The organism is Pantoea sp. (assembly GCF_039594315.1).
Classification (GTDB): domain Bacteria; phylum Pseudomonadota; class Gammaproteobacteria; order Enterobacterales; family Enterobacteriaceae; genus Pantoea.
This window is the reverse complement of sequence record NZ_JBCNNP010000010.1, coordinates 1-18626: the sequence shown is the minus strand read 5'-3', so window position 1 is coordinate 18626 and position 18626 is coordinate 1. Positions and strand designations below refer to the sequence as shown.

20 protein-coding genes, 1 tRNA gene and 1 pseudogene are annotated in these 18626 nt (G+C 55.3%); 7 read left to right on the top strand and 15 right to left on the bottom strand.

Translation table 11 applies throughout. The features are described 5' to 3' along the window. Positions 1-47 precede the first annotated feature (47 nt). The 6 genes from ABDW13_RS09245 to nac all read right to left on the bottom strand — a co-directional run bounded on the left by ABDW13_RS09245 (position 48) and on the right by nac (position 4576). Positions 48-785: an amino acid ABC transporter ATP-binding protein gene (locus tag ABDW13_RS09245; protein ID WP_343552257.1), complete on the bottom strand. Its 738-nt coding sequence runs from the start codon at positions 783-785 to the stop codon at positions 48-50. A 9-nt stretch (positions 786-794) separates the two neighbouring features. Continuing rightward, on the bottom strand, positions 795-1550 hold the full coding sequence (locus ABDW13_RS09240; protein WP_343552256.1) for an amino acid ABC transporter permease: 756 nt from the start codon (positions 1548-1550) through the stop codon (positions 795-797). A gap of 5 nt (positions 1551-1555) precedes the next feature. Next, positions 1556-2251, bottom strand: coding sequence for an amino acid ABC transporter permease (locus tag ABDW13_RS09235; RefSeq protein ID WP_343552255.1), 696 nt, complete (start codon positions 2249-2251; stop codon positions 1556-1558). Between the two features lie 12 nt (positions 2252-2263). Further along, complete coding sequence (locus ABDW13_RS09230; RefSeq protein WP_343552253.1) at positions 2264-3016, bottom strand: SDR family oxidoreductase; 753 nt, start codon at positions 3014-3016, stop codon at positions 2264-2266. A 107-nt stretch (positions 3017-3123) separates the two neighbouring features. After that, positions 3124-3543 carry a biotin/lipoyl-containing protein gene (locus tag ABDW13_RS09225; RefSeq protein WP_343552252.1) on the bottom strand — a complete coding sequence of 140 codons (420 nt, stop codon included), beginning with the start codon at positions 3541-3543 and terminating at the stop codon, positions 3124-3126. A gap of 109 nt (positions 3544-3652) precedes the next feature. Continuing rightward, positions 3653-4576, bottom strand: a complete 924-nt coding sequence (nac, locus tag ABDW13_RS09220) for a nitrogen assimilation transcriptional regulator NAC (protein ID WP_343552251.1) — start codon at positions 4574-4576, stop codon at positions 3653-3655. Between the two features lie 335 nt (positions 4577-4911). On the opposite strand from nac, the gene ABDW13_RS09215 reads away from it, so the two are divergent. After that, a complete protein-coding gene (locus tag ABDW13_RS09215) occupies positions 4912-6114 on the top strand; it encodes a pyridoxal phosphate-dependent aminotransferase (RefSeq protein WP_343552250.1) in 1203 nt (400 codons plus the stop codon). A 35-nt stretch (positions 6115-6149) separates the two neighbouring features. Here the strand turns inward: ABDW13_RS09215 and ABDW13_RS09210 are convergent, their stop codons facing one another. From ABDW13_RS09210 to ABDW13_RS09195, 4 genes are read right to left on the bottom strand one after another with little or no spacing between them, the layout of a single operon-like run. Continuing rightward, positions 6150-6920 (bottom strand): 5-oxoprolinase subunit PxpA, encoded by a 771-nt coding sequence (locus tag ABDW13_RS09210; RefSeq protein WP_343552249.1) that lies wholly within the window; start codon positions 6918-6920, stop codon positions 6150-6152. 20 nt (positions 6921-6940) lie between these two features. Further along, positions 6941-7927 (bottom strand): biotin-dependent carboxyltransferase family protein, encoded by a 987-nt coding sequence (locus ABDW13_RS09205; RefSeq protein WP_343552248.1) that lies wholly within the window; start codon positions 7925-7927, stop codon positions 6941-6943. Then, entirely contained in the window at positions 7924-8634 is a 711-nt protein-coding gene (gene pxpB, locus ABDW13_RS09200; RefSeq protein ID WP_343552247.1) for a 5-oxoprolinase subunit PxpB, read from the bottom strand. Before pxpB ends, ABDW13_RS09205 begins: the two co-directional genes overlap by 4 nt. Positions 8635-8638: 4 nt before the next feature. After that, positions 8639-9478: a transporter substrate-binding domain-containing protein gene (locus tag ABDW13_RS09195; protein WP_343552246.1), complete on the bottom strand. Its 840-nt coding sequence runs from the start codon at positions 9476-9478 to the stop codon at positions 8639-8641. Positions 9479-9716: 238 nt separating this feature from the next. Here ABDW13_RS09195 and ABDW13_RS09190 point away from each other — a divergent pair, with 238 nt between their 5' ends. The 3 genes from ABDW13_RS09190 to ABDW13_RS09180 all read left to right on the top strand — a co-directional run bounded on the left by ABDW13_RS09190 (position 9717) and on the right by ABDW13_RS09180 (position 11541). Continuing rightward, entirely contained in the window at positions 9717-10634 is a 918-nt protein-coding gene (locus ABDW13_RS09190) for a DMT family transporter (protein ID WP_343552245.1), read from the top strand. 255 nt (positions 10635-10889) lie between these two features. After that, a complete protein-coding gene (locus ABDW13_RS09185) occupies positions 10890-11255 on the top strand; it encodes a type II toxin-antitoxin system RelE/ParE family toxin (RefSeq protein ID WP_343552243.1) in 366 nt (121 codons plus the stop codon). Then, complete coding sequence (locus ABDW13_RS09180) at positions 11242-11541, top strand: helix-turn-helix transcriptional regulator (protein WP_343552242.1); 300 nt, start codon at positions 11242-11244, stop codon at positions 11539-11541. The genes ABDW13_RS09185 and ABDW13_RS09180 overlap by 14 nt, the downstream gene beginning before the upstream one ends. An 88-nt stretch (positions 11542-11629) precedes the next feature. Here the strand turns inward: ABDW13_RS09180 and ABDW13_RS09175 are convergent. The 5 genes from ABDW13_RS09175 to aspA form a co-directional block, all read right to left on the bottom strand. After that, positions 11630-11705, bottom strand: a tRNA-Phe gene (locus tag ABDW13_RS09175). A gap of 108 nt (positions 11706-11813) precedes the next feature. Further along, complete coding sequence (locus ABDW13_RS09170) at positions 11814-12392, bottom strand: transcriptional regulator (protein WP_343552241.1); 579 nt, start codon at positions 12390-12392, stop codon at positions 11814-11816. Positions 12393-12458: 66 nt separating this feature from the next. Next, a complete protein-coding gene (locus ABDW13_RS09165) occupies positions 12459-14159 on the bottom strand; it encodes a protein-disulfide reductase DsbD (protein WP_343552240.1) in 1701 nt (566 codons plus the stop codon). Positions 14160-14242: 83 nt separating this feature from the next. Then, positions 14243-15544, bottom strand: coding sequence for an anaerobic C4-dicarboxylate transporter (locus tag ABDW13_RS09160; RefSeq protein WP_343552239.1), 1302 nt, complete (start codon positions 15542-15544; stop codon positions 14243-14245). 117 nt (positions 15545-15661) lie between these two features. Next, a complete protein-coding gene (aspA, locus tag ABDW13_RS09155; protein WP_343552238.1) occupies positions 15662-17098 on the bottom strand; it encodes an aspartate ammonia-lyase in 1437 nt (478 codons plus the stop codon). A gap of 376 nt (positions 17099-17474) precedes the next feature. Between aspA and ABDW13_RS09150 the strand changes: the two genes are divergently transcribed. The 3 genes and pseudogenes from ABDW13_RS09150 to groEL all read left to right on the top strand — a co-directional run. Then, positions 17475-17927: an FxsA family protein gene (locus ABDW13_RS09150; protein WP_343552237.1), complete on the top strand. Its 453-nt coding sequence runs from the start codon at positions 17475-17477 to the stop codon at positions 17925-17927. A gap of 192 nt (positions 17928-18119) precedes the next feature. Beyond that, positions 18120-18413, top strand: coding sequence for a co-chaperone GroES (locus ABDW13_RS09145; protein WP_100704387.1), 294 nt, complete (start codon positions 18120-18122; stop codon positions 18411-18413). A gap of 46 nt (positions 18414-18459) precedes the next feature. Continuing rightward, a pseudogene (gene groEL / locus ABDW13_RS09140) lies at positions 18460-18626 on the top strand (chaperonin GroEL); the annotation flags it as partial.

Below are 18626 nucleotides of genomic sequence, written 5' to 3'. Positions count from 1 at the left end.
TAAGGTCAAATACGCGCGATGAATCGCGCCGCTACGGTAATGTGCGGTTAATGTGATCGCAAATCGCTCAAAAATCGCTGCGCGCGCGGGTGCTGCGGCTGGGTGAAGAAGCGCTCTGGCGTGGCTTTTTCCAGAATCTGGCCTTGATCCATAAACCAGATGGTATCCGCCACTTCACGAGCAAAATTCATCTCGTGCGTTACGCACATCATGGTCATGCCTTCCTGCGCCAGACCGCGCATCACCGATAACACCTCGCCGACCATTTCTGGATCAAGCGCGGAGGTCGGTTCGTCGAACAGCATCACCGGCGGCTTCATTGCCAGCGCGCGCGCAATCGCCACGCGCTGCTGCTGTCCGCCGGAAAGTTGGGCCGGATAGGCGTCAGCTTTGTGCGATAAGCCCACCCGTTCCAGCAATTCGCCCGCCTGTTTGCGCGCTTCGGAACGCTTCACGCCCAACACTTTCATCGGCGACATCATGATGTTCTCCGCCACTGACACATGCGGGAACAGGTTGAAGCTCTGGAACACAAAGCCAATACGCGTGCGCAACTGATTGAGGCGCGTGCTGCTGCCGTGAATATCGGTGCCATCAAACACAATCTGGCCATCATCAATCGGTTCCAGGCGGTTAACGGTGCGAATCAGCGTGGATTTGCCGGAGCCGGAAGGGCCGCACACTACTACCACTTCGCCGCTGTTAATCTCGGCGCTCAGGTTGGTCAGCGCCTGATACGCGCCGTACCATTTGTTGACCTGATTAAACATGATCATCGGTCGCATCGTGATTCCTTATTGCGAAGAGGTTTTAGTCAACATCACTGCGGGCGCCAACTGCGCGGCTGCCTGCGACGGTTGACGACGTTTCTGCGCAATGTGCGCTTCGAGTTTATTGGCGAGCCAGGTCAGGCTGAAGCAGATGATGTAGTAGCTCAGCGCCACAATGGCGAACACCTGGAACGGTTTGGTCAGCAGCTGATTGCTCACCTGATTAGCGGCAAAGGTCAGCTCCGGCACGTTAATCACGTAACCCAGCGTACTGTCTTTGATGATCGACACCAGCTGGCTCACCAGGCTGGGCAGCGTGTTGTACAGCGCCTGCGGCAGAATCACCAAACGCAGCGTTTTCAGGTGGCTCATGCCCAGTGCGCGGGACGCTTCATATTGGCCGTGCGGCAGCGCCTGAATGCCGCCGCGTACGATTTCGGCGATGTAGGCACTTTCATAAATCACCAGCGTACACAGCATGGTGGCGAAACCACTGATGTTGTGACCAATCAGCAGCGGCACGCAGAAGTAAGTCCAGAACACCACCATCATCAACGGAACGCCGCGCAGCAGATAGACCCAGCCGGTGGCGGGCCAGCTCAGCCAGCGCCACGGCGACAGACGCGCCAGCCCCAATAATACGCCAATCGGGAACGCCAGCAGTACGGCGAGTACTGAAATCAGTAAGGTACAGAGCACGCCGCCAATCGGGCCGTTGGGATATTGGCCCATCAACAGCAACATGCCGTTGTCATGCAAAATGGTGAAAATCTCAAACATCGCCATTACCTCGCATACACGCGCTGGAAGCGACGGGCCAGCAGCGCGCCAAGCCCCATCAGCAGCAGTGAGAAGAACAGATAGCCAACGGTCGCCACGATGTAGGATTCGAAGGTGCGGAAGGTTTGGTTCTCAATATCACGCGTGACGTAAGTGAGATCCGCCACGCCAATCACCATCGCCAGGCTGGTATTTTTAAACAGCAGCACGGTGTGGTTGATCATCGCGGGCATGGCGTTGCGCACGCCCTGCGGCAGAATCACGGAACGCATTGAGCGCACATAACTCATGCCCAACGCGCGCGCTGCTTCGTTTTGCCCATCGGGAATGGCGCGCAAGCCGCTGCGGATGTCTTCAGAGAAGTACGCCGCCTGGCACAAGCCCAGCGCGGTCAGCGAGAACAGAAATTCGGCGTTGTAGTTGTTGATCCACATTTGCAGCGCTTCCGGCAGCAAGGTCGGAATAGCGAAATACCACATCATCAACTGAATTAGCGTCGGCACGTTGCGATGATACGAGACGTACGCTTTGACCAGCGCCACCGCGATGCGATTTTCTGTCAGGCGGATCACTACCAGCAGCAGCGCCAGCACCATTGCCAGCAGCCAGGCACCCAACGCCAGTTCAAGGGTGATCACCGTTCCGTCAACGATCATCTGGCCGTAATGGCCGGTTATCACACTGCTGAAATCGAGAGCCATACGCTTACCTCGTTATGCGCTGCGGTCGCCGGGACGCATGGTGGAAAGACCGCCCGGCACTTGTAGCGTCGGCGTAATTTCGATGTTGCCGATGTTGACCGCCACCGGCGCGGAGAGCGCGAACGCCACGCAGTCGGCGATATCGCTGGCCTGCGGCAGTTCAAAGCCATCAATGAAGCGGCGGCGCGCATCATCGTGATCGCCAGAGACATTGCCGAAAATGTCGGTGGCGACGCGACCTGGACAGATTTCGGTGATGCGCACGCGCGCGCCGTAGCAATCGACACGCAGCTGACGTGAAAGCGCATGCACACCGGCTTTGGTAGCGTGATACACCGAGTTGCCGTTGAAGTTGTAGATGGCGGCAATTGAGGTGATGTTGAAGACATGGCCGCGATCGCGTTTCACCATGCCGGGCACCAGCAAGCGGCACAGATGCAGCACCGCGCGCAGATTGACGTCAACCTGGCTTTCAATCACGTTCTCGTCGGCTTCGAGGATCGAACCGGGATGCGACAAACCAGCGTTGTTGACCAGAATGTCGATTTCGAGATCTTTGCACAGCGCAGTGAGTGCATTGACGTCGCTGACATCCACCGCATGCGGAATGCAGCCGGTTCGGTCGGCCAGCGCAGCCAGTTGTTCTTTGCGGCGTGCCACCGCGTGCACGGTGATGCCCTCTTTGCACAAGCGCTCAACAATCGCTTCGCCCATTCCCGCTGATGCGCCAGTAACCAGCGCGGTTTTATAATCTGAAAATGGCATGAGCCTCTCCTCGTAATGTCGTCTTTTGACTGTAAGCAGGAATGCCGCAAGGGCATAAGACATAAAAATTTTGAGGCAATAAGCGCCCCTTATAACCGAATTTATTTTTAGCTATCTAATTGAAGAAAAATGATTTCCTCATCGTATTGCACCGGCGCGAGGTGCGCGGGCGTGAGCGTTTGCACGGTACCGCTGGCTGGACTCAACACCGGCACATACAGCGGACCAACCTGCACCAGCGCTACCACCTCATTGGCCTGCACTTGCTGGCCCAAGGTGACAAAATCGTGCTGGCTTTGCGGATGCCTACGCAGCAGCGTGCCGGGCATGGGGGCGCTGATAATGTGCGTGAGAGGAGTGGTTACGGGCGCAGGCATTTCAATTGCAGGCAGCACCGACGGCCGGTCGGCGAAGGTCAGTCGTACCGACCACGCTTTGCCATCCAGCGCCAGGCTACTCAGCCCGGAGGTTTGCATTTTATGCGCCAGCGCGCGCAGCGTTGGCAGCGATACTGCGGATTTATCCATAACTTTCCCGTCGAAGCGAATGACACCCGCCAGGCGGGCAAAATCGTAATCTAGCGCGTTCGTCTGACGGGGCTGTAAGAGGGTTTCGCTTTGCGGCAATAAGCGGGACTTATCCCACTAGCGTCAGCGGATGGTTCTCGACGTTGCGGCGCGACATCAGCGACAGCAAGATCGATTTCACCGCTTCGGCCGGTTGCGACAGCGGCAGATGATCCGACATGCAGAACGACAGTGACACCTGCACATCGGGCTCGACGATCTTCGCCATCCACGCATCGCCGCTTTTCAGCATCGCGCGCGCGGCGGATTCCGGCATGATGGTGGTGCCGAGGCCGGCGCTGAGCGCGGCGTTCAAGGTGGTTTGCGATTCGATTTCGCACTTCACGCGGTACTGCAAATTGTTGTGCACGAAGGCATCGTCGAGCACTTTGCGCATGATGTTATACACGCGCGGCAGGAACAGATCGTGTTTCGCCACTTGCGCCAGCGGAATCTCTTTCACCGGCTGCGCCAGACTGAACGGGCAGACGAAGTAGAGATCCTCTTTCATCAGCGGCATAAAGCGCAGGCCATGAATGGTGCGATGATCGTAAATCACCGCCATATCCATGCGGCCATTCATGATCAGCTCGCTCAGCGTGGTGCCAAAGTTCTCATTGAAGTAGAGCACGATGCCGGGATGCTGCTGCTGCACTTCCATCATCAGCGGTAACGCGAGGTTTTGTGCGGCGGTGCCGGGCGCTAAGCCTACTGAGACGCTGCCGCTCAGCGATGCGCCGACCAACTCGATGGCGCTTTGTGCCTGCTCGCATTGACGCAGAATGGCTTGTGCATGGGAATACAAGGTTTTGCCGGCTTCGGTTGGCGTCACGCCACGCTTGGTACGGATGAGCAGTTGTTGATTCACTTCCCCTTCCAGCGTAGCCAGCTGTTGGCTCAGCGCGGGCTGGGCAATGTGCAAAATATCAGCGGCTTGAGTCAGGCTGCCAACATCAACAATTTTAACAAAGTACTTTAGGCGACGAAGATTCATCAACACTTCCTCCAACAGAACGCATAGCAATCATTAAGCAAGGTTGATGCCAGAATAAGATTTGGTGATGGTAAATCGGCAAAAGGATAAGCGGGCCGAGCCCTTACGGCCAAGACATGATCAATTAATGCTGCCGAATGGCTGAGTTAAATGCTGATGCCTGCACTTATCTGGTGCAGCCAGGCGGGCGGCGCGGTTTAACCATTGTTTTGTGTTATATCGCCACAACAAAGCGCTATTAACCGCCGCTTCGGGCAAAAATTTATTCTCTGTTAAACATCGCGTCTTCAGCTTGCTGAGGACAGTTTTTGCTGACACAGAGCCAGGATTAACCCATGCCCGAGATTGCCGATCGATTAAAGAATGTCACCGTTTCTGCCTCCGTTGCCATGACCCAAAAGGCGCGCGACCTCGCCGCTCAGGGGATTGATGTGGTGACGCTTTCCACCGGCGAGCCGGATTTCCCGACGCCGGAACACGCGATTGAAGCCGCTTACGCCGCCGCGCGCGCCGGAGATACGCGCTATCCGCCGACCGATGGCACGCCAGCGCTGCGCAAGGCGATCCAACTCAAGTTCAAACGTGACAATCAGCTGGATTATGACGTCAGCCAGATCCTGACGGCGGGCGGCGCGAAACAGATCATCTTTAACGCCATTATGGCGACCATCAATCCAGGTGACGAAGTGGTGATCCCCACGCCTTCGTGGATCAGCTATGCCGATATCGTCAAATTCGCCGGTGGCGTGCCAGTGGCATTGCCGTGCGCGCAGGAGAACGGTTTCAAGCCGCTGCCAGCGGATCTGGATGCGGCGATCACCGATAAAACCAAATGGTTGCTGCTCAATTATCCGAGCAATCCCACCGGTTCGGTGGCGAGTAAGGCTGAGCTGCTAGCGCTGGGCGAGGTGCTGCTGCGCCATCCGCAGGTGTGGATCATGACCGACGATATCTACGAACATCTGATTTATGACGATGTGCGCTTCTATACTTTGGCGCAGGTTGAGCCGCGTCTGTATGACCGCGTGTTGACGGTGAATGGCGTGTCGAAAGCCTACTCGATGACCGGCTGGCGTTTGGGTTTCTGCGGCGGCCCGGCAGCGTTAATTAAAGCGATGAGCAACGTAAATACCCAGAACAGCGGTGGCGTTTGTACTTTAACGCAGGCAGCGGCGGTGGCGGTGCTGGAAGGCCCGCAGGATCTGTTGCAGGAACGCGCGCGCATCTACCGCGAACGTCGTGATTACGTGCTGGAACGTCTGACGTCGATTGATGGTTTGCGTTGCCATAAGCCGCAGGGCGCGTTTTATCTGTTTGTGAATATCGCCGGTTATATCGGCAAAACCAGCGCCGGTGGTCGGTTGATCAACAATGATGCGGATTTTGTGTTGGCGTTGATTGAAGAACAGCATGTGGTGACGGTGCAGGGCGCGGCATATGGCATGAGCCCGTTTGTGCGCTTGTCGTATGCCACCAGCATGGAACGTTTGCAGGCGGGATGCGATCGCATTGCGGCGTTTTGTGGTGGTTGCGTGTAAAGCAGATTTGCGCCGCTAGGTAGCGGCGCAATTTTTTATTGGGCAAGAACTTCGCTCGCAGGCGCAACCTGATGGCCGCAGGCTTCGATTTCACTGCGCACGATGCTGGCGAGCGCCAATGAACCCGGCGTGTCGCTGTGAACCAGAATCGAACGCGCACGTACCGTGATCTCTTCCCCTTCAATCGTAATTACCGTGCCGTGCTGCAAGAACTGACGCACGCGGGCACGCAACGCCGCTTCATCTTTGATCACCGAACCCGCCATACCGCGCGGCACTAAACGGCCTTGCGCATCATAAGCGCGGTCGGCAAGAAACAGTGTCAGCGTTTTCAATCCAGCGGCCTGCGCGGCTTGCTCAATCAGCGTATCGGGCTGGGCGAAGACAATCAGATCGCTGTCAATGCGCGCTACCAACGCCATCACTTGCTGCGCCAGGGCGGCATCGCGATTGACGATATTGCCCATCGCGGCGTGGAAGCTGAAGTGCGCCACCTTGGTGCCTTCTGCGCGGGCAATCGCCATCAGCGCGCCGAGTTGGTAAGCCACTTGCTGGCAGATCTCTTCTGCGCTGAACGGCAATTCGCGGCGGCCAAATCCCTGACGATCTGGCAAGCCGGGATGCGCGCCAATACCAACGCCATGTTGCTTAGCCAGTCGCACCATGTTGGTCATTATCGCCGGATCGCCGGCGTGAAACCCGCAGGCGATATTGGCGGATGACACCACTTTCATCAGCGCGGCATCATCGCACAACTGATAAACGCCGAAGCCTTCGCCCATGTCGGAATTCACATCAATCTTCATGGTTGAGTTCCTTGTAAGAATTAAACGGTCAGTGCTTTGCGCAACGGCGGGCAACTGAGACGCAGCCGATCCAACCAGCACGCCACTTGATGTTCGATGGCGATGGCTTCGTGGGCATCGCTTTGGATCAGTTGGATCGATTGGCCCGGCAACAGCTGGCCGAGTCGCCACAGATCCTGCTCGATGATGCCAGCGATCTTCGGATAACCGCCGGCGGTATTGGCATCGCTAAGCTGGATGATCGGTTCACCGCCCGGCGGGACTTGCACAATGCCGGGGATCAATCCGTACGATCGCATTTCAACGGTTTCAGAAGGAAAGATCGGATCGCCCGTCAGTCGATAGCCGGTGCGATTACTTTGATTGGAGATCTGCCACGATTGCTGCCAGAAGCGCGCGGCATCGGCGGCAAACAGCGCATATTCGCCGGACGGAATGGCGCGCAATTGAATTTCACCCGCGCGGTTGCGCGGGAAGTAGTCGCGTAAGGCGCTATCGGGCGGTTCAATGCCGATGCCGCTGAGCGGCAACGCCGGACCGCGACTTGGGCCGAGTGCCAGCCGATCGCCGCGCTGTAACGGACGTCCTTCCATACCGCCGAAGCCGCCGCGCAGCGCGGTGCTGCGCGAACCCAGCACCAACGGCACATCAATCCCACCAGCGATGCAGACATAACCGCGCGCGCCGCTGCGCGGATAACGCAACTCCAGAACTTGTCCCGCACGCACGCCGCAGCCCCACCACGGCGGCAACGGCGCGCCATCCAACGTGGCGCGGCAATCTGCGCCGGTGACGGCGATGCTGCTGTCTTGCAGAAAACGCAGACGAAACGGAAACAGCTGCACTTCAATCGCCGCCGCGTTTTCCTCATTGCCGAGCAGCACATTGCCCGCCCGCAGCGCCAGCGGATCCATCGCGCCGCTGACCGATACGCCGATATGGCGGAAATTAAAGCGGCCGAGATCCTGTACCGTATTCAGCGCGCCGCTCTGTTCAATCTCAATCACAGTTCAATCCTCTGCGGCAGAAAACGAATACGATCGCCCGGTGCCATCAGCGCGGGGGAATCGGCCAACGGATCAAACACATCCAGTTCAGCGAAACCAATCGCGTTCCAGCCATTTGGCCCGGTTAATGCCGAGACGCCCGCTTGCGCGCCGCCGATGGTGACAGTGCCTTTCAACATGCTGAGCGACGGTACTTTTTTGCGTGGCGTGGCCAGCAGTGGATCCAAACCGTGCAGATAACCAAAGCCCGGCGCGCTGCCGAGCGCAAATACGGTGTATTCGCTTTGATGATGGCGACGCACCACTTCACGTGGGCTCAAACCGGTATGACGACAGACCACATCAAGATCGGTGGCATGTTCGCCGCCGTAATGCACCGGAATTTCGATCAGCTTGCCTTGCGGGCCGCTCGCTTGGGCTTGATCCCATGCCTCGTGCAGTAACTGACGCACTGCACGTTCATCGCTGGGGATCTGGCGGAACAGCACCAGCAGGTTGGTGACGCCGGGGATCAGCGCTTCAATCTGATCATCGGTTTGCAGCAGATGCGCCAGCGACCAAATGCGGCGTTGCGCTGGCAGATCGAATCCGCCTGGCGCCTCCACCAACCAGGCGCGCGCGCCAATGGTGGAGAGCCGAATGTTTGAGGAACAAGCCAGCGCAGGTGCGCTGGCGGGCTGGATATCAGAGTGCGACATCACGGGCATGAAGTTATTCCAGTGGTTCAAATTTCAGGCTGGAGAGCGGCTGCACGCGCTCTTCACGCACCATTTTGTATTCGGTGTTCGGTCCAATCCACGTGTCCCAGATTTTGTCGATGGTGCCGTCATCGTCCATGGCTTTCAGGCCACTATTCACGCTGGCCAGCAGCGCCGGTTCATCCCGTTTCATGCCGATACCAATCGGTTCCAGTGCCATTGGCTCTTTGATCATCGCCAGATCGATGCCGTCTTTTTTCGCCTGTGAAATGGTTTTGATACCGGTCATGGTGTTGGTGACGAAGCCAACCGCTTTGTTCTGTTCCAATGCGAGGAAGGCCGAGGCCGTATCCTGGAACGTCACCGCTTTACCGCCTTTGATGTGGATCGACTGCTCTGATGTGGTGCCTTTGGTGGCGCTGATGCGTTTGCCTTTAAAGTAGCTCAGTGGCTGATCGGCCAGCGGCGCTTTCACCAGCAGCATCTCTTTAGCAACGTAATAGGGATCGCTGAACTGAATCTGGTTGCCGCGCGTCTTGGTGTAAGCGAGGTTGGCGATCAACACATCCGCGCGACCGGTGGCGATCACCGCAATGCGCGCTTCCACTGAGGTCGGCACTAACGTCAGTTTGACGTTCATCTGCTTCGCCAATGCGTTACACAGATCGATATCCATGCCGGCTAGCTGGCGCGTTTTCGGATCAGGAGAAGAGAAGGGCGGTACGTCGGAATAGACCGCGCACTTCAGTTCGCCACTGGATTTGATGTTCGCCATCATGTCGGCATGTGCAACCGAAACAGCCAGCAGCGGCAGCAGTGCCAGCCCGATGGTGGTACGTCTTTTCATGGTCATGTGAACTTCCTCAATGATGAATACCACGGCGTCACCGGGACGGAGCGCCTGAAATACGGCTTTTCTGGACTATAGCGAGTTTGTTTTGCGGGGAAAAAGAGGGAAACCCTTGCATGCAATAGCGAAATTATATGGCTGGGGTCTATAAGTTCTTTCTATTCGGGCAGAGCAAAAAAGTGTTATCCAGCGCGCATGCTTCTCGCCACGCTAAGCGCGTGTCCTCTTAGAGAATGAAGCGATGAATGCCCGTCTTGGCGTGTTACTGAAAATATTGGCCGCGTTGTGTGCCACCTTGATGCTGGCTTGCGTGAAGGGACTGAACGGCGCGATTCCCACCGGCGAGGTGATTTTTTTCCGCAGTTTTGTGGCGCTGTTCCCGCTGCTGATATGGCTAAAAATGCAGGGCAACGTATTGGATAACCTCAAGACGCGCAATCTATTTGGACATTTGATTCGCGGCTTCTCCGGCACCGGCGGCATGTATTTTAACTATCTGGCGCTGGTGTATATCTCGCTGGCCGATGCCACCGCACTCAGTTACGCCGCGCCGCTGTTTACCGTAATCATGGCGGCTTTGCTGTTGAAAGAGCGTGTGCGCGTATCGCGTTGGGTGGCGGTGGTGGTGGGGTTATCCGGCATTTTGATCATGCTCTCTTCCAGCCTGGCGGCGAGCGGCGGCGTTTTCTCTGGCAACGTCAGTAATGCGACAACCAGTTTAGGCGTGGCGTTTGCGCTGATTGCGGCGCTCTGTACTGCCACCTCCAACGTGCAAATCCGCTTCCTTAACGGCATCGAAAAGCCGGGCGCGATTGTGTTCTATTTCTCGCTGATGACCACTTTTATCGGCCTGGCGACGGCGCTGTTGGGTTGGATCAAACCCAGCGGATTGCAGTTGTTATTGCTGGTGGGATGCGGTTTATTTGGTGGGCTGGCACAGATTCTGGTGACGCTCAGCCTGCGCTACGCCGATGCTTCGCTGCTGGCACCGTTTGATTACACCACGCTGGTGTGGTCGATGCTGATTGGCTACTTGTTCCTGAATAGCTTACCGGGCAGCACCACATTGTTGGGCGCCTCGATTGTGGCGTTGGCGGGAATCTTTACAGTGTGGCGCGAGAATCGGCAAAGGAAAGTGGCAATGGTGCTGCGGTCTTGAAGCGTGGGTAAAGTGCTCAATATTGCACATTAGGTCGCGTTACAAACACGAAGTCCTTGATTAGGGACTTTATGGAAGCAAATCAAAAGCAAGCAGCTTGCAAACTGTAGGCGGTTTGCTTTTTTTTCTGTTTGGCCCCGCATTTCAGAAATGCGAATTCAGAGTTGGTCAAAATTCATGATGTAAATCATCCTTACAAATATAACTTCTGGTTTATATGCTAAGAATATAAACTACAGGTTATGAGAGGGGATTTTGAACAATTGGGAAGTAGTAACCACCTTGCGTTTCGCTGCATGGTTGCAGGAGCAAGATGACGAAATGGTAGAGGATGTGTTGGCGAGTCTTGAAGTACTTAAAGTGTTTGGCCCAATGTTAGGAAGGCCAGATGTAGATACTGTTTCTGGCTCTCAATTCGCCAACATGAAGGAGCTGCGTATTCAAAGCAATGGTCGCCCTATTCGCGCTTTCTTTGCATTTGATCCTGTGAGGAAGGCGGTTGTTCTTTGTGCAGGTGACAAAACAGGCTTGAACCAGCGGCGTTTTTATCAATTGATGATCAAACTGGCCGACAAAGAGTATAAACAGCATTTAAAGGAGTTAACTGATGCCAAAGCTTGAAGAATTGATTGCGCAGCGTTCTCCTGAGTCCCAGCAGCGCATTAAAAATAAAGCTGAACAGAAAATTATTGAGATCCGCCTGCGCCAGTTACGGGAAGAGATGGAGCTGTCTCAAATGCAGCTAGCGGAAAAGATGGGCATTTCCCAACCGGCTATCGCAGCGATTGAGGCGCGAGGTGATGAGATTAAACTGTCGAGTTTGAAAAAATACGTGGAAGCATTGGGTGGCAAGCTTAGCCTAAATGTTGAGCTGCCCACCGGAGATGGACGAATCTTTGAAATTTAAAAAGGGGAAAGATGGCAGAAGAGAACTGGCATCTTTTTCTGAACGCAGAAAAGCAAAAACCCAGCCATAAGCTGGGTTTTCAGAATGTTGGTGCCCGGACGCGGAATCGAACCACGGACACGGGGATTTTCAATCCCCTGCTCTACCGACTGAGCTATCCGGGCAACGGGGCGCATTAAACCCTAATGGCTCACAGGCGTCAACGGCTTTCGTCAAAAAAGCGTAGCAATCGTGATTGATTGCTTGCTTTTCAGACAAGAAGGATAAAAACCTTACGCCAGCGCACCGTTTTTGCGGCACAGCGCGATGCCGAGCACATCTTCCGCCAGTCGCCGCGCGGTGGCGACATCCTGCACGTTGCGTTTCACCAGCAATTTGCTCAGACAACCTTCGAGAATCAACTCCATTTGATCCGCCACCATGGTGGGATTATCCAGCGCTAAATCGACCAGAATTTCATGGGTAAATTGCCAGGAACTGCGCTTTTGCTGCTCGGCCAACTGATGCACCGGGTGATCGGGCTGCGGATAGAAACTACAGGCGGAGATGAACAAACAGCCGGGGAAGCGGCCTTTATTGACGTGTTCGCTGAGCACTTCATAGCGCGCCAGCAATTTTTGTTCGGCGCTGAGATGTTCGTTGAGCTGAATCTGGCGGCGCCAGCTATCAATTTGCTGGCCGTGATAACGCAGCGCGTCGTACAGCAGGGCATCACGATCGGGCCAGAATCGCATCAGGTGTTCGCTATCAAGGCCGGTTTCACCCGCAAGCTGGGTTAATGATGTGGTGGCGGCCAGGCCGCTTTGTTCGAGCACATTCAACGCATGCTCGAGTATCTGTTCACGGTGCAAGTGACTCTCCTCTGGAATGCGGGCCCGCTCGCGCACGAACGGGCAGTGTCCTGAGACCAGTGTCGTTTAACGCGGCAAATTCTGCAAATGCGTGCGGAAATCGGCGGCGTTGAGGAAACCGGTAACACGTGAATTGGGGATCTCTTTGCCTTGCGCATCGAAGAACAAAATGGTCGGTAAACCCAACACTTGCAGATGCTGTAACAACGCATTGTCTTGCGCGTTATTGGCCGTAACGTTGGCTTGCAGCAGTTGCACCTGGCTCAGCGCGCTGCGCACGCCATCATCGCTAAAGGTGTACTTCTCGAACTCTTTGCAAGCCACACACCAATCGGCGTACAGATCAACCATGGTGATGCGGCCTTGCGCCTGTTGCAGCGCGCTGTCCAGTTGGGCGCTGCTGGCAATGCTTTGGAAAGGCAGATGCGCCACGGTTTGCGCGTTATTGCTGCTGCCAAACGCCCAATCCTGCAATGGACGCGCGACGATTAACGCCGCACCTAGCATGATGATCGGCAGCACGCGCCATTTACCGTTAGCGCGCAGGCTGAGGCTGAAGGCCCAGGCGAAGAACGCCACGCCGAGCAGGCTCCACAAGCGTAAACCCCAGACATCGCCAATCACGCGTTCCAGCAGGAACACCGGCAGCGCGAGAATCACAAAGCCGAAACCTTCTTTGACGGTTTGCATCCACGGGCCGCTTTTTGGCAGCAGCTTGTTGCCAAACATCGTTGCGGCAATCAGCGGCAAGCCCATGCCGAAGGCATACAGCCACAACGTGCCCGAACCGGCCCACATATTTCCGCTTTGCGCGATGTACAGCAAGATAGCGCTCAACGGCGCGGTGGTGCAGGGCGAGCAGATCAATCCCGCCAGCGCGCCCATCATAAACACGCCCGGTAGCGATCCTCCTTGCTGGCGATTGCTCCATAGCGTGAGGCGCGTTTGCAAACCGGAAGGCAGTTGCAGCGTGAATAAGCCAAACATTGACAGCGCCAGCAGCATAAACAGCGCCGACAAGCCAATCAGCACGTAAGGGTGTTGCAGCGCCGCCTGGAAGCGCAATCCGGCGGCGGCAACCACCATGCCGAGCACGGTGTAGGTCAGCGCCATGCCTTGCACATACACCATCGCCAGCGCGAACAGGCGACCCACCGAATAGCGGCGCGGGCCACCCAAAATGATGCTGGAGATCAGCGGATACATCGGCAATACGCAAGGCGTGAAGGCCACGCCAATACCAATCAGCAGCGCCCACAGCGGAGAAAATGGCAGCGGCGTAGATTGATTTGTCGGCTGTGCACTGACAACGGGCGCATCAGCATTGGCGGCAACAGCATTTAACGGCACTGAACGTGTTTCCGGTGGATAACAGAATCCCGCTGCCGCGCAGCCTTGATAGGTAACGGTAAGAGTTGCGCCGTTATCGGCCTGATGCAGCGTAATCGGCAGCGTTAAATCCTGCGGATAGATTTCACTTTTGCCGTAGAACTCATCTTCATGTGGCTGGCCGGGTGGCAACGCCAGCGGCGCGATCTGCGCTTTTTGTGGCGTGACATGAATTTGCTGGCGATAGAGATAGTAGCCATCCTTCACCTTCCAGCTCAGCGTAAGCTGATTACCTTGCTGGCTGAAATCAAAGCCAAAGGCCTGATCAACCGGCACAAAGCGGCTGTTGTTGTTGGGTGAAAACAGGGAGGCTTGCGCCGAAAGGCAGAAAACCAGCGTCAGGCACAAACCTGCGAGGCGGAAAAGTCGTGCGGCCATAACCAATGAATCAGCTCCGGTGGCGAATAAGCCGCGATGATAGCACGGCCGCCTCGCCACGAGGTTTTCAGGATGTAACGGCGCTACAAAATCAAGCTACCAAACAGGAAGCCGAACGCCACGGAGAAGGCTATTGCCAACACGCCGGGGATGATAAACGAGTGATTGAAGACGTACTTACCAATGCGGGTTGAACCGGTGTCATCCATTTCAACCGCCGCCAGCAAGGTTGGATAGGTTGGCAGTACGAACAGCGCTGAAACCGCAGCAAACGAAGCAATCGCCGCCAGCGGCGAAACGCCCAGCATCAACGCGGCGGGCATCAAGGCTTTGGTGGTGGCCGCTTGCGAATAAAGCAGCGTGGCGGCGAAGAACAGCACCAGCGCCAGCATCCACGGATAACCTTGCAGCATGTCGCCCGCCAGCGTTTGGATATCTGTCAGATGCGCTTTGACGAAGGTATCGCCCAGCCACGCCACGCCCATCACGCAGATACAGGCGCTCATGCCGGATTTAAACGTGCTGGCACTGAGGATTTCGCCGGTGTCCACTTTGCAGGTTAGGCAAATCAGCGTGGCAACCGTCAGCATAAACACCACAATGGCTTCGTTGCGCGGCAGCACCGGATTGCTGATCAAGCCCACGCTGTCGCTGATCGCGGTGGCGTACAGCACTACCGCTGCAATGCCGATCAGGAACAACAGCACCGCGCGTTTGGCGCCGGGTTTGATGTCATAAACCTGCTCGCCGCGCAGTTTCACTTCACCTTTGGCTAAGCGTGCCTGGTAAACTTCATCATCTTTCAATTCTTTACCCAGGAAGCTGGTAAAGATGGCGGCGCAGAAAATCGCGGCCATGGTGGAAGGGATCGCCACGCCAAGCAGCGCCAGATAACTTACGCCGCGCGGTTCAAGAATTGAGGCGAAAAACACCACCGCAGCCGACAGCGGCGAAGCGGTGATAGCAATTTGCGAGGCGACCACCGCAATCGACAACGGACGAGAAGGGCGCACGCCTTGCTCTTTTGCCACTTCAGCAATCACCGGCAAGGTTGAAAACGCGGTGTGGCCGGTGCCCGCTAGCAAGGTCATTAAGTAGGTGACCAGCGGCGCGAGGAAGGTGACGTAGCGCGGATGACGGCGCAGCAGGCGCTCCGCCAATCCCACCAGATAATCCAGCCCGCCCGCGATCTGCATCGCGGCAATCGCGGCGATCACCGCCATGATGATTTCGATCACATCGAAAGGAATCGCGCCCGGCTTTAAGCCGCAAAACAGCGTCAGCGCCAGCACACCTAATCCGCCAGCGAAACCAATGCCGATGCCGCCTAAACGCGCACCGAGCCAGATCGCTAGCAGGACAATAATCAATTCCATTACTACCATTCGTTCCGCTCCCTGAGTCGTTGATCAATTTCGACTCTTAAAGTTGTAGCCGCCAAAATGAAAAAAGCACGCCGCATTGTATCGGGGCGTGCTTTTGGCAACTTGATCCGGAGCGGATTACTGTTCGTTTTCGTCCGTATAACGTTTGGCTTTATAGGCCGGATGCATCAAGTTCTGGATGGAGAAGATATCGTCCAGTTCGGTTTCGGTCAGCAAACCGCGCTCCAGCACCACTTCGCGTACGCTCTTCCCGGTTTCAGCACAAATTTTACCGACGATGTCGCCGTTGTGATGGCCGATGTACGGGTTGAGGTAGGTAACGATGCCGATTGAGTTGAACACGTAAGCTTCACACACCGCTTTGTTGGCGGTGATGCCGTTGACGCATTTCTCCAGCAGGTTGAAGCAGGCGTTGGTCAAGATGCTGATGGATTCAAACAACGCCTGGCCAATCACCGGTTCCATGACGTTAAGCTGCAACTGGCCGGCTTCGGACGCCATGGTGACGGTGATGTCGTTGCCGATCACCTTGAAGCACACCTGATTGACCACTTCCGGCACTACCGGGTTAACTTTGGCTGGCATGATCGATGAACCGGCCTGCAATTCCGGCAGGTTGATTTCATTCAGGCCAGCGCGCGGACCGGAAGAGAGCAGGCGCAGGTCGTTACAGATTTTCGACAGTTTCACCGCCAGACGTTTCAGCGCCGAGTGCACCATTACGTAAGCGCCGCAGTCGGAGGTGGCTTCGATCAAATCTTCCGCAGGTACCACCGGCAGATTGCTGACTTCCGCCAGGCGCTGCACGGCTAATTGCTGATAACCATCCGGCGTGTTGAGGCGTGTACCGATGGCAGTGGCGCCAAGGTTCACTTCCAGCAACAGTTCAGCGGTGCGCAGGATGCTGCGGGTTTCTTCGTTCAGCAGCACGTTGAACGCATGGAACTCCTGGCCCAGCGTCATCGGCACTGCATCCTGCAACTGGGTACGACCCATTTTCAGGATATTTTCGAACTCAACCGCCTTGCGCTGGAAACCTTCGCTTAGCTGGCTGATGCCATCGAGCAGTTTCAGAATCGAGGCGTAAACCGCGATACGGAAACCAGTAGGATAAGCGTCGTTGGTCGACTGACACTTGTTCACGTGATCGTTGGGATTGAGGTACTGATATTCACCTTTCTGGTGGCCCATCAGCTCAAGTCCGATGTTCGCCAGTACTTCGTTGGTGTTCATGTTGACCGAGGTGCCCGCGCCGCCTTGGTAGACGTCAACCGGGAACTGATCCATGCATTTACCGTTATTCAGTACTTCATCACAGGCCTGAATAATGGTGTTTGCAATGTTGCGAGGAATGGTTTGCAGCTCTTTGTTGGCGAGCGCGGCTGCTTTCTTCACCATCACCATACCGCGAACGAATTCGGGTATGTCACTGATTTTGTTGTTACTAATGTAGAAGTTCTCAATCGCACGCAGAGTATGAACACCGTAGTAAGCGTCTGCCGGAACTTCGCGCATGCCTAACAGGTCTTCTTCGATACGAATGTTATTCGCCATGATTACCTTCTTATTATTGCTGCCTTGTTACTGCCGGGCGTTCGCATGGACGGGCGGCAAATAACGTGCAGGTGAAGCGATTATATTGTCGTGGAATGTCAGCACCGACATTTTATCCATCTTCGGGCTGGCGGGCACGATCATATTCTGTTGTTACAGAATTGTTTGTGCACAGATCACTTTACGGGCATTTACTGGCCCAGCGGTAATAACGATATGTGATGTAGTTCTCAGTTTTAAGTCTGACAGATTAATTTGGCAGGATCGGTTGAAATTTCCAGTCCAGATGCCCATCTCTATCAATACGGTCATGCAGACCATCCCTTTCTGCTGTCTGGCAAATTTGCCGGGCAGCTCCAACACACAGGAGAATTCGGTGCGCTGGTTACCGTTAGTGATATTTTTCGTATTGGCCTGGATTGAGATCTCCATCTTCATCCAGGTTGCGCATGCGCTGGGCGTGCTGCTCACCATGTTGCTGGTAATTTTCACCTCATGTATCGGTGTGTCGCTGGTGAAAAATCAGGGCATGAAGAATTTCCGGCTGATGCAGGAGAAGCTGGCGCGCAATGAAAGCCCAGCGGCGGAGATGACCAAAAGCGTTTCGCTGATCATTTCTGGCTTCCTGCTGCTGTTGCCGGGTTTCTTCACCGATTTCCTCGGTTTGCTGCTGTTGCTGCCACCGGTGCAGAAACATCTAACGCTGAAACTGATGCCGCATCTGCGCGTGTGGCGCGGTCCTGGTGCGGGACCGGATAGCGGCTTCACCATGGACGGCGAGTTCGAGCGTAAGGACCAGGATAAAATAGGCCACGACAAGGACCAATAATCTAAACAAGGCGGCATTAGCCGCCTTTTTGCTGCATTTTTCGCCATCTGTTGCAAAAACGAAAATATTTATATTTTTTGCCCTTGAAAGCCCACTTATCGCCCCTATCTCTTCCAGCACGAGGCCGGAAGCCATGCAGTCCGGTTCAACCCCAAAAATGAATGATTGGACTTCTCAAAGGAGAGCTATCAAATGAAAATTCGTCCATTGCACGATCGCGTCATCGTCAAGCGTAAAGAAGTTGAAGCTAAATCAGCTGGCGGCATCGTGCTGACCGGTTCAGCTGCGGGTAAATCTACCCGTGGTGAAGTCCTGGCTGTTGGCAAGGGCCGCATCCTGGAAAACGGCGACGTTAAACCACTGGACGTGAAAGTGGGTGATCTGGTGATTTTCAGCGAAGGCTACGGTGCTAAAACCGAGAAAATCGATAACGAAGAAGTTCTGATCATCTCCGAAAGCGACATCCTTGCGGTTGTTGAAGCGTAATTTACGCGTAATTCACTGAACGAAACGAATTTAAGGGATATTTGAAATGGCAGCTAAAGACGTAAAATTCGGTAATGACGCACGCGTAAAAATGCTGCGTGGCGTAAACGTACTGGCAGATGCAGTAAAAGTTACCCTGGGCCCGAAAGGCCGTAACGTGGTTCTGGATAAATCTTTTGGTGCACCGACCATCACCAAAGATGGTGTTTCTGT

Excerpts from the sequence above, each read along its gene's own strand:
- ABDW13_RS09245 (WP_343552257.1), bottom strand. The coding sequence starts at position 785 with ATGCGACCGATGATCATGTTTAATCAGGTCAACAAATGGTACGGCGCG.
- ABDW13_RS09240 (WP_343552256.1), bottom strand. The coding sequence starts at position 1,550 with ATGTTTGAGATTTTCACCATTTTGCATGACAACGGCATGTTGCTGTTG.
- ABDW13_RS09235 (WP_343552255.1), bottom strand. The coding sequence starts at position 2,251 with ATGGCTCTCGATTTCAGCAGTGTGATAACCGGCCATTACGGCCAGATG.
- ABDW13_RS09230 (WP_343552253.1), bottom strand. The coding sequence starts at position 3,016 with ATGCCATTTTCAGATTATAAAACCGCGCTGGTTACTGGCGCATCAGCG.
- ABDW13_RS09225 (WP_343552252.1), bottom strand. The coding sequence starts at position 3,543 with ATGGATAAATCCGCAGTATCGCTGCCAACGCTGCGCGCGCTGGCGCAT.
- nac (WP_343552251.1), bottom strand. The coding sequence starts at position 4,576 with ATGAATCTTCGTCGCCTAAAGTACTTTGTTAAAATTGTTGATGTTGGC.
- ABDW13_RS09215 (WP_343552250.1), top strand. The coding sequence starts at position 4,912 with ATGCCCGAGATTGCCGATCGATTAAAGAATGTCACCGTTTCTGCCTCC.
- ABDW13_RS09210 (WP_343552249.1), bottom strand. The coding sequence starts at position 6,920 with ATGAAGATTGATGTGAATTCCGACATGGGCGAAGGCTTCGGCGTTTAT.
- pxpB (WP_343552247.1), bottom strand. The coding sequence starts at position 8,634 with ATGCCCGTGATGTCGCACTCTGATATCCAGCCCGCCAGCGCACCTGCG.
- ABDW13_RS09195 (WP_343552246.1), bottom strand. The coding sequence starts at position 9,478 with ATGACCATGAAAAGACGTACCACCATCGGGCTGGCACTGCTGCCGCTG.
- ABDW13_RS09190 (WP_343552245.1), top strand. The coding sequence starts at position 9,717 with ATGAATGCCCGTCTTGGCGTGTTACTGAAAATATTGGCCGCGTTGTGT.
- ABDW13_RS09180 (WP_343552242.1), top strand. The coding sequence starts at position 11,242 with ATGCCAAAGCTTGAAGAATTGATTGCGCAGCGTTCTCCTGAGTCCCAG.
- ABDW13_RS09165 (WP_343552240.1), bottom strand. The coding sequence starts at position 14,159 with ATGGCCGCACGACTTTTCCGCCTCGCAGGTTTGTGCCTGACGCTGGTT.
- ABDW13_RS09160 (WP_343552239.1), bottom strand. The coding sequence starts at position 15,544 with ATGGTAGTAATGGAATTGATTATTGTCCTGCTAGCGATCTGGCTCGGT.
- aspA (WP_343552238.1), bottom strand. The coding sequence starts at position 17,098 with ATGGCGAATAACATTCGTATCGAAGAAGACCTGTTAGGCATGCGCGAA.
- ABDW13_RS09145 (WP_100704387.1), top strand. The coding sequence starts at position 18,120 with ATGAAAATTCGTCCATTGCACGATCGCGTCATCGTCAAGCGTAAAGAA.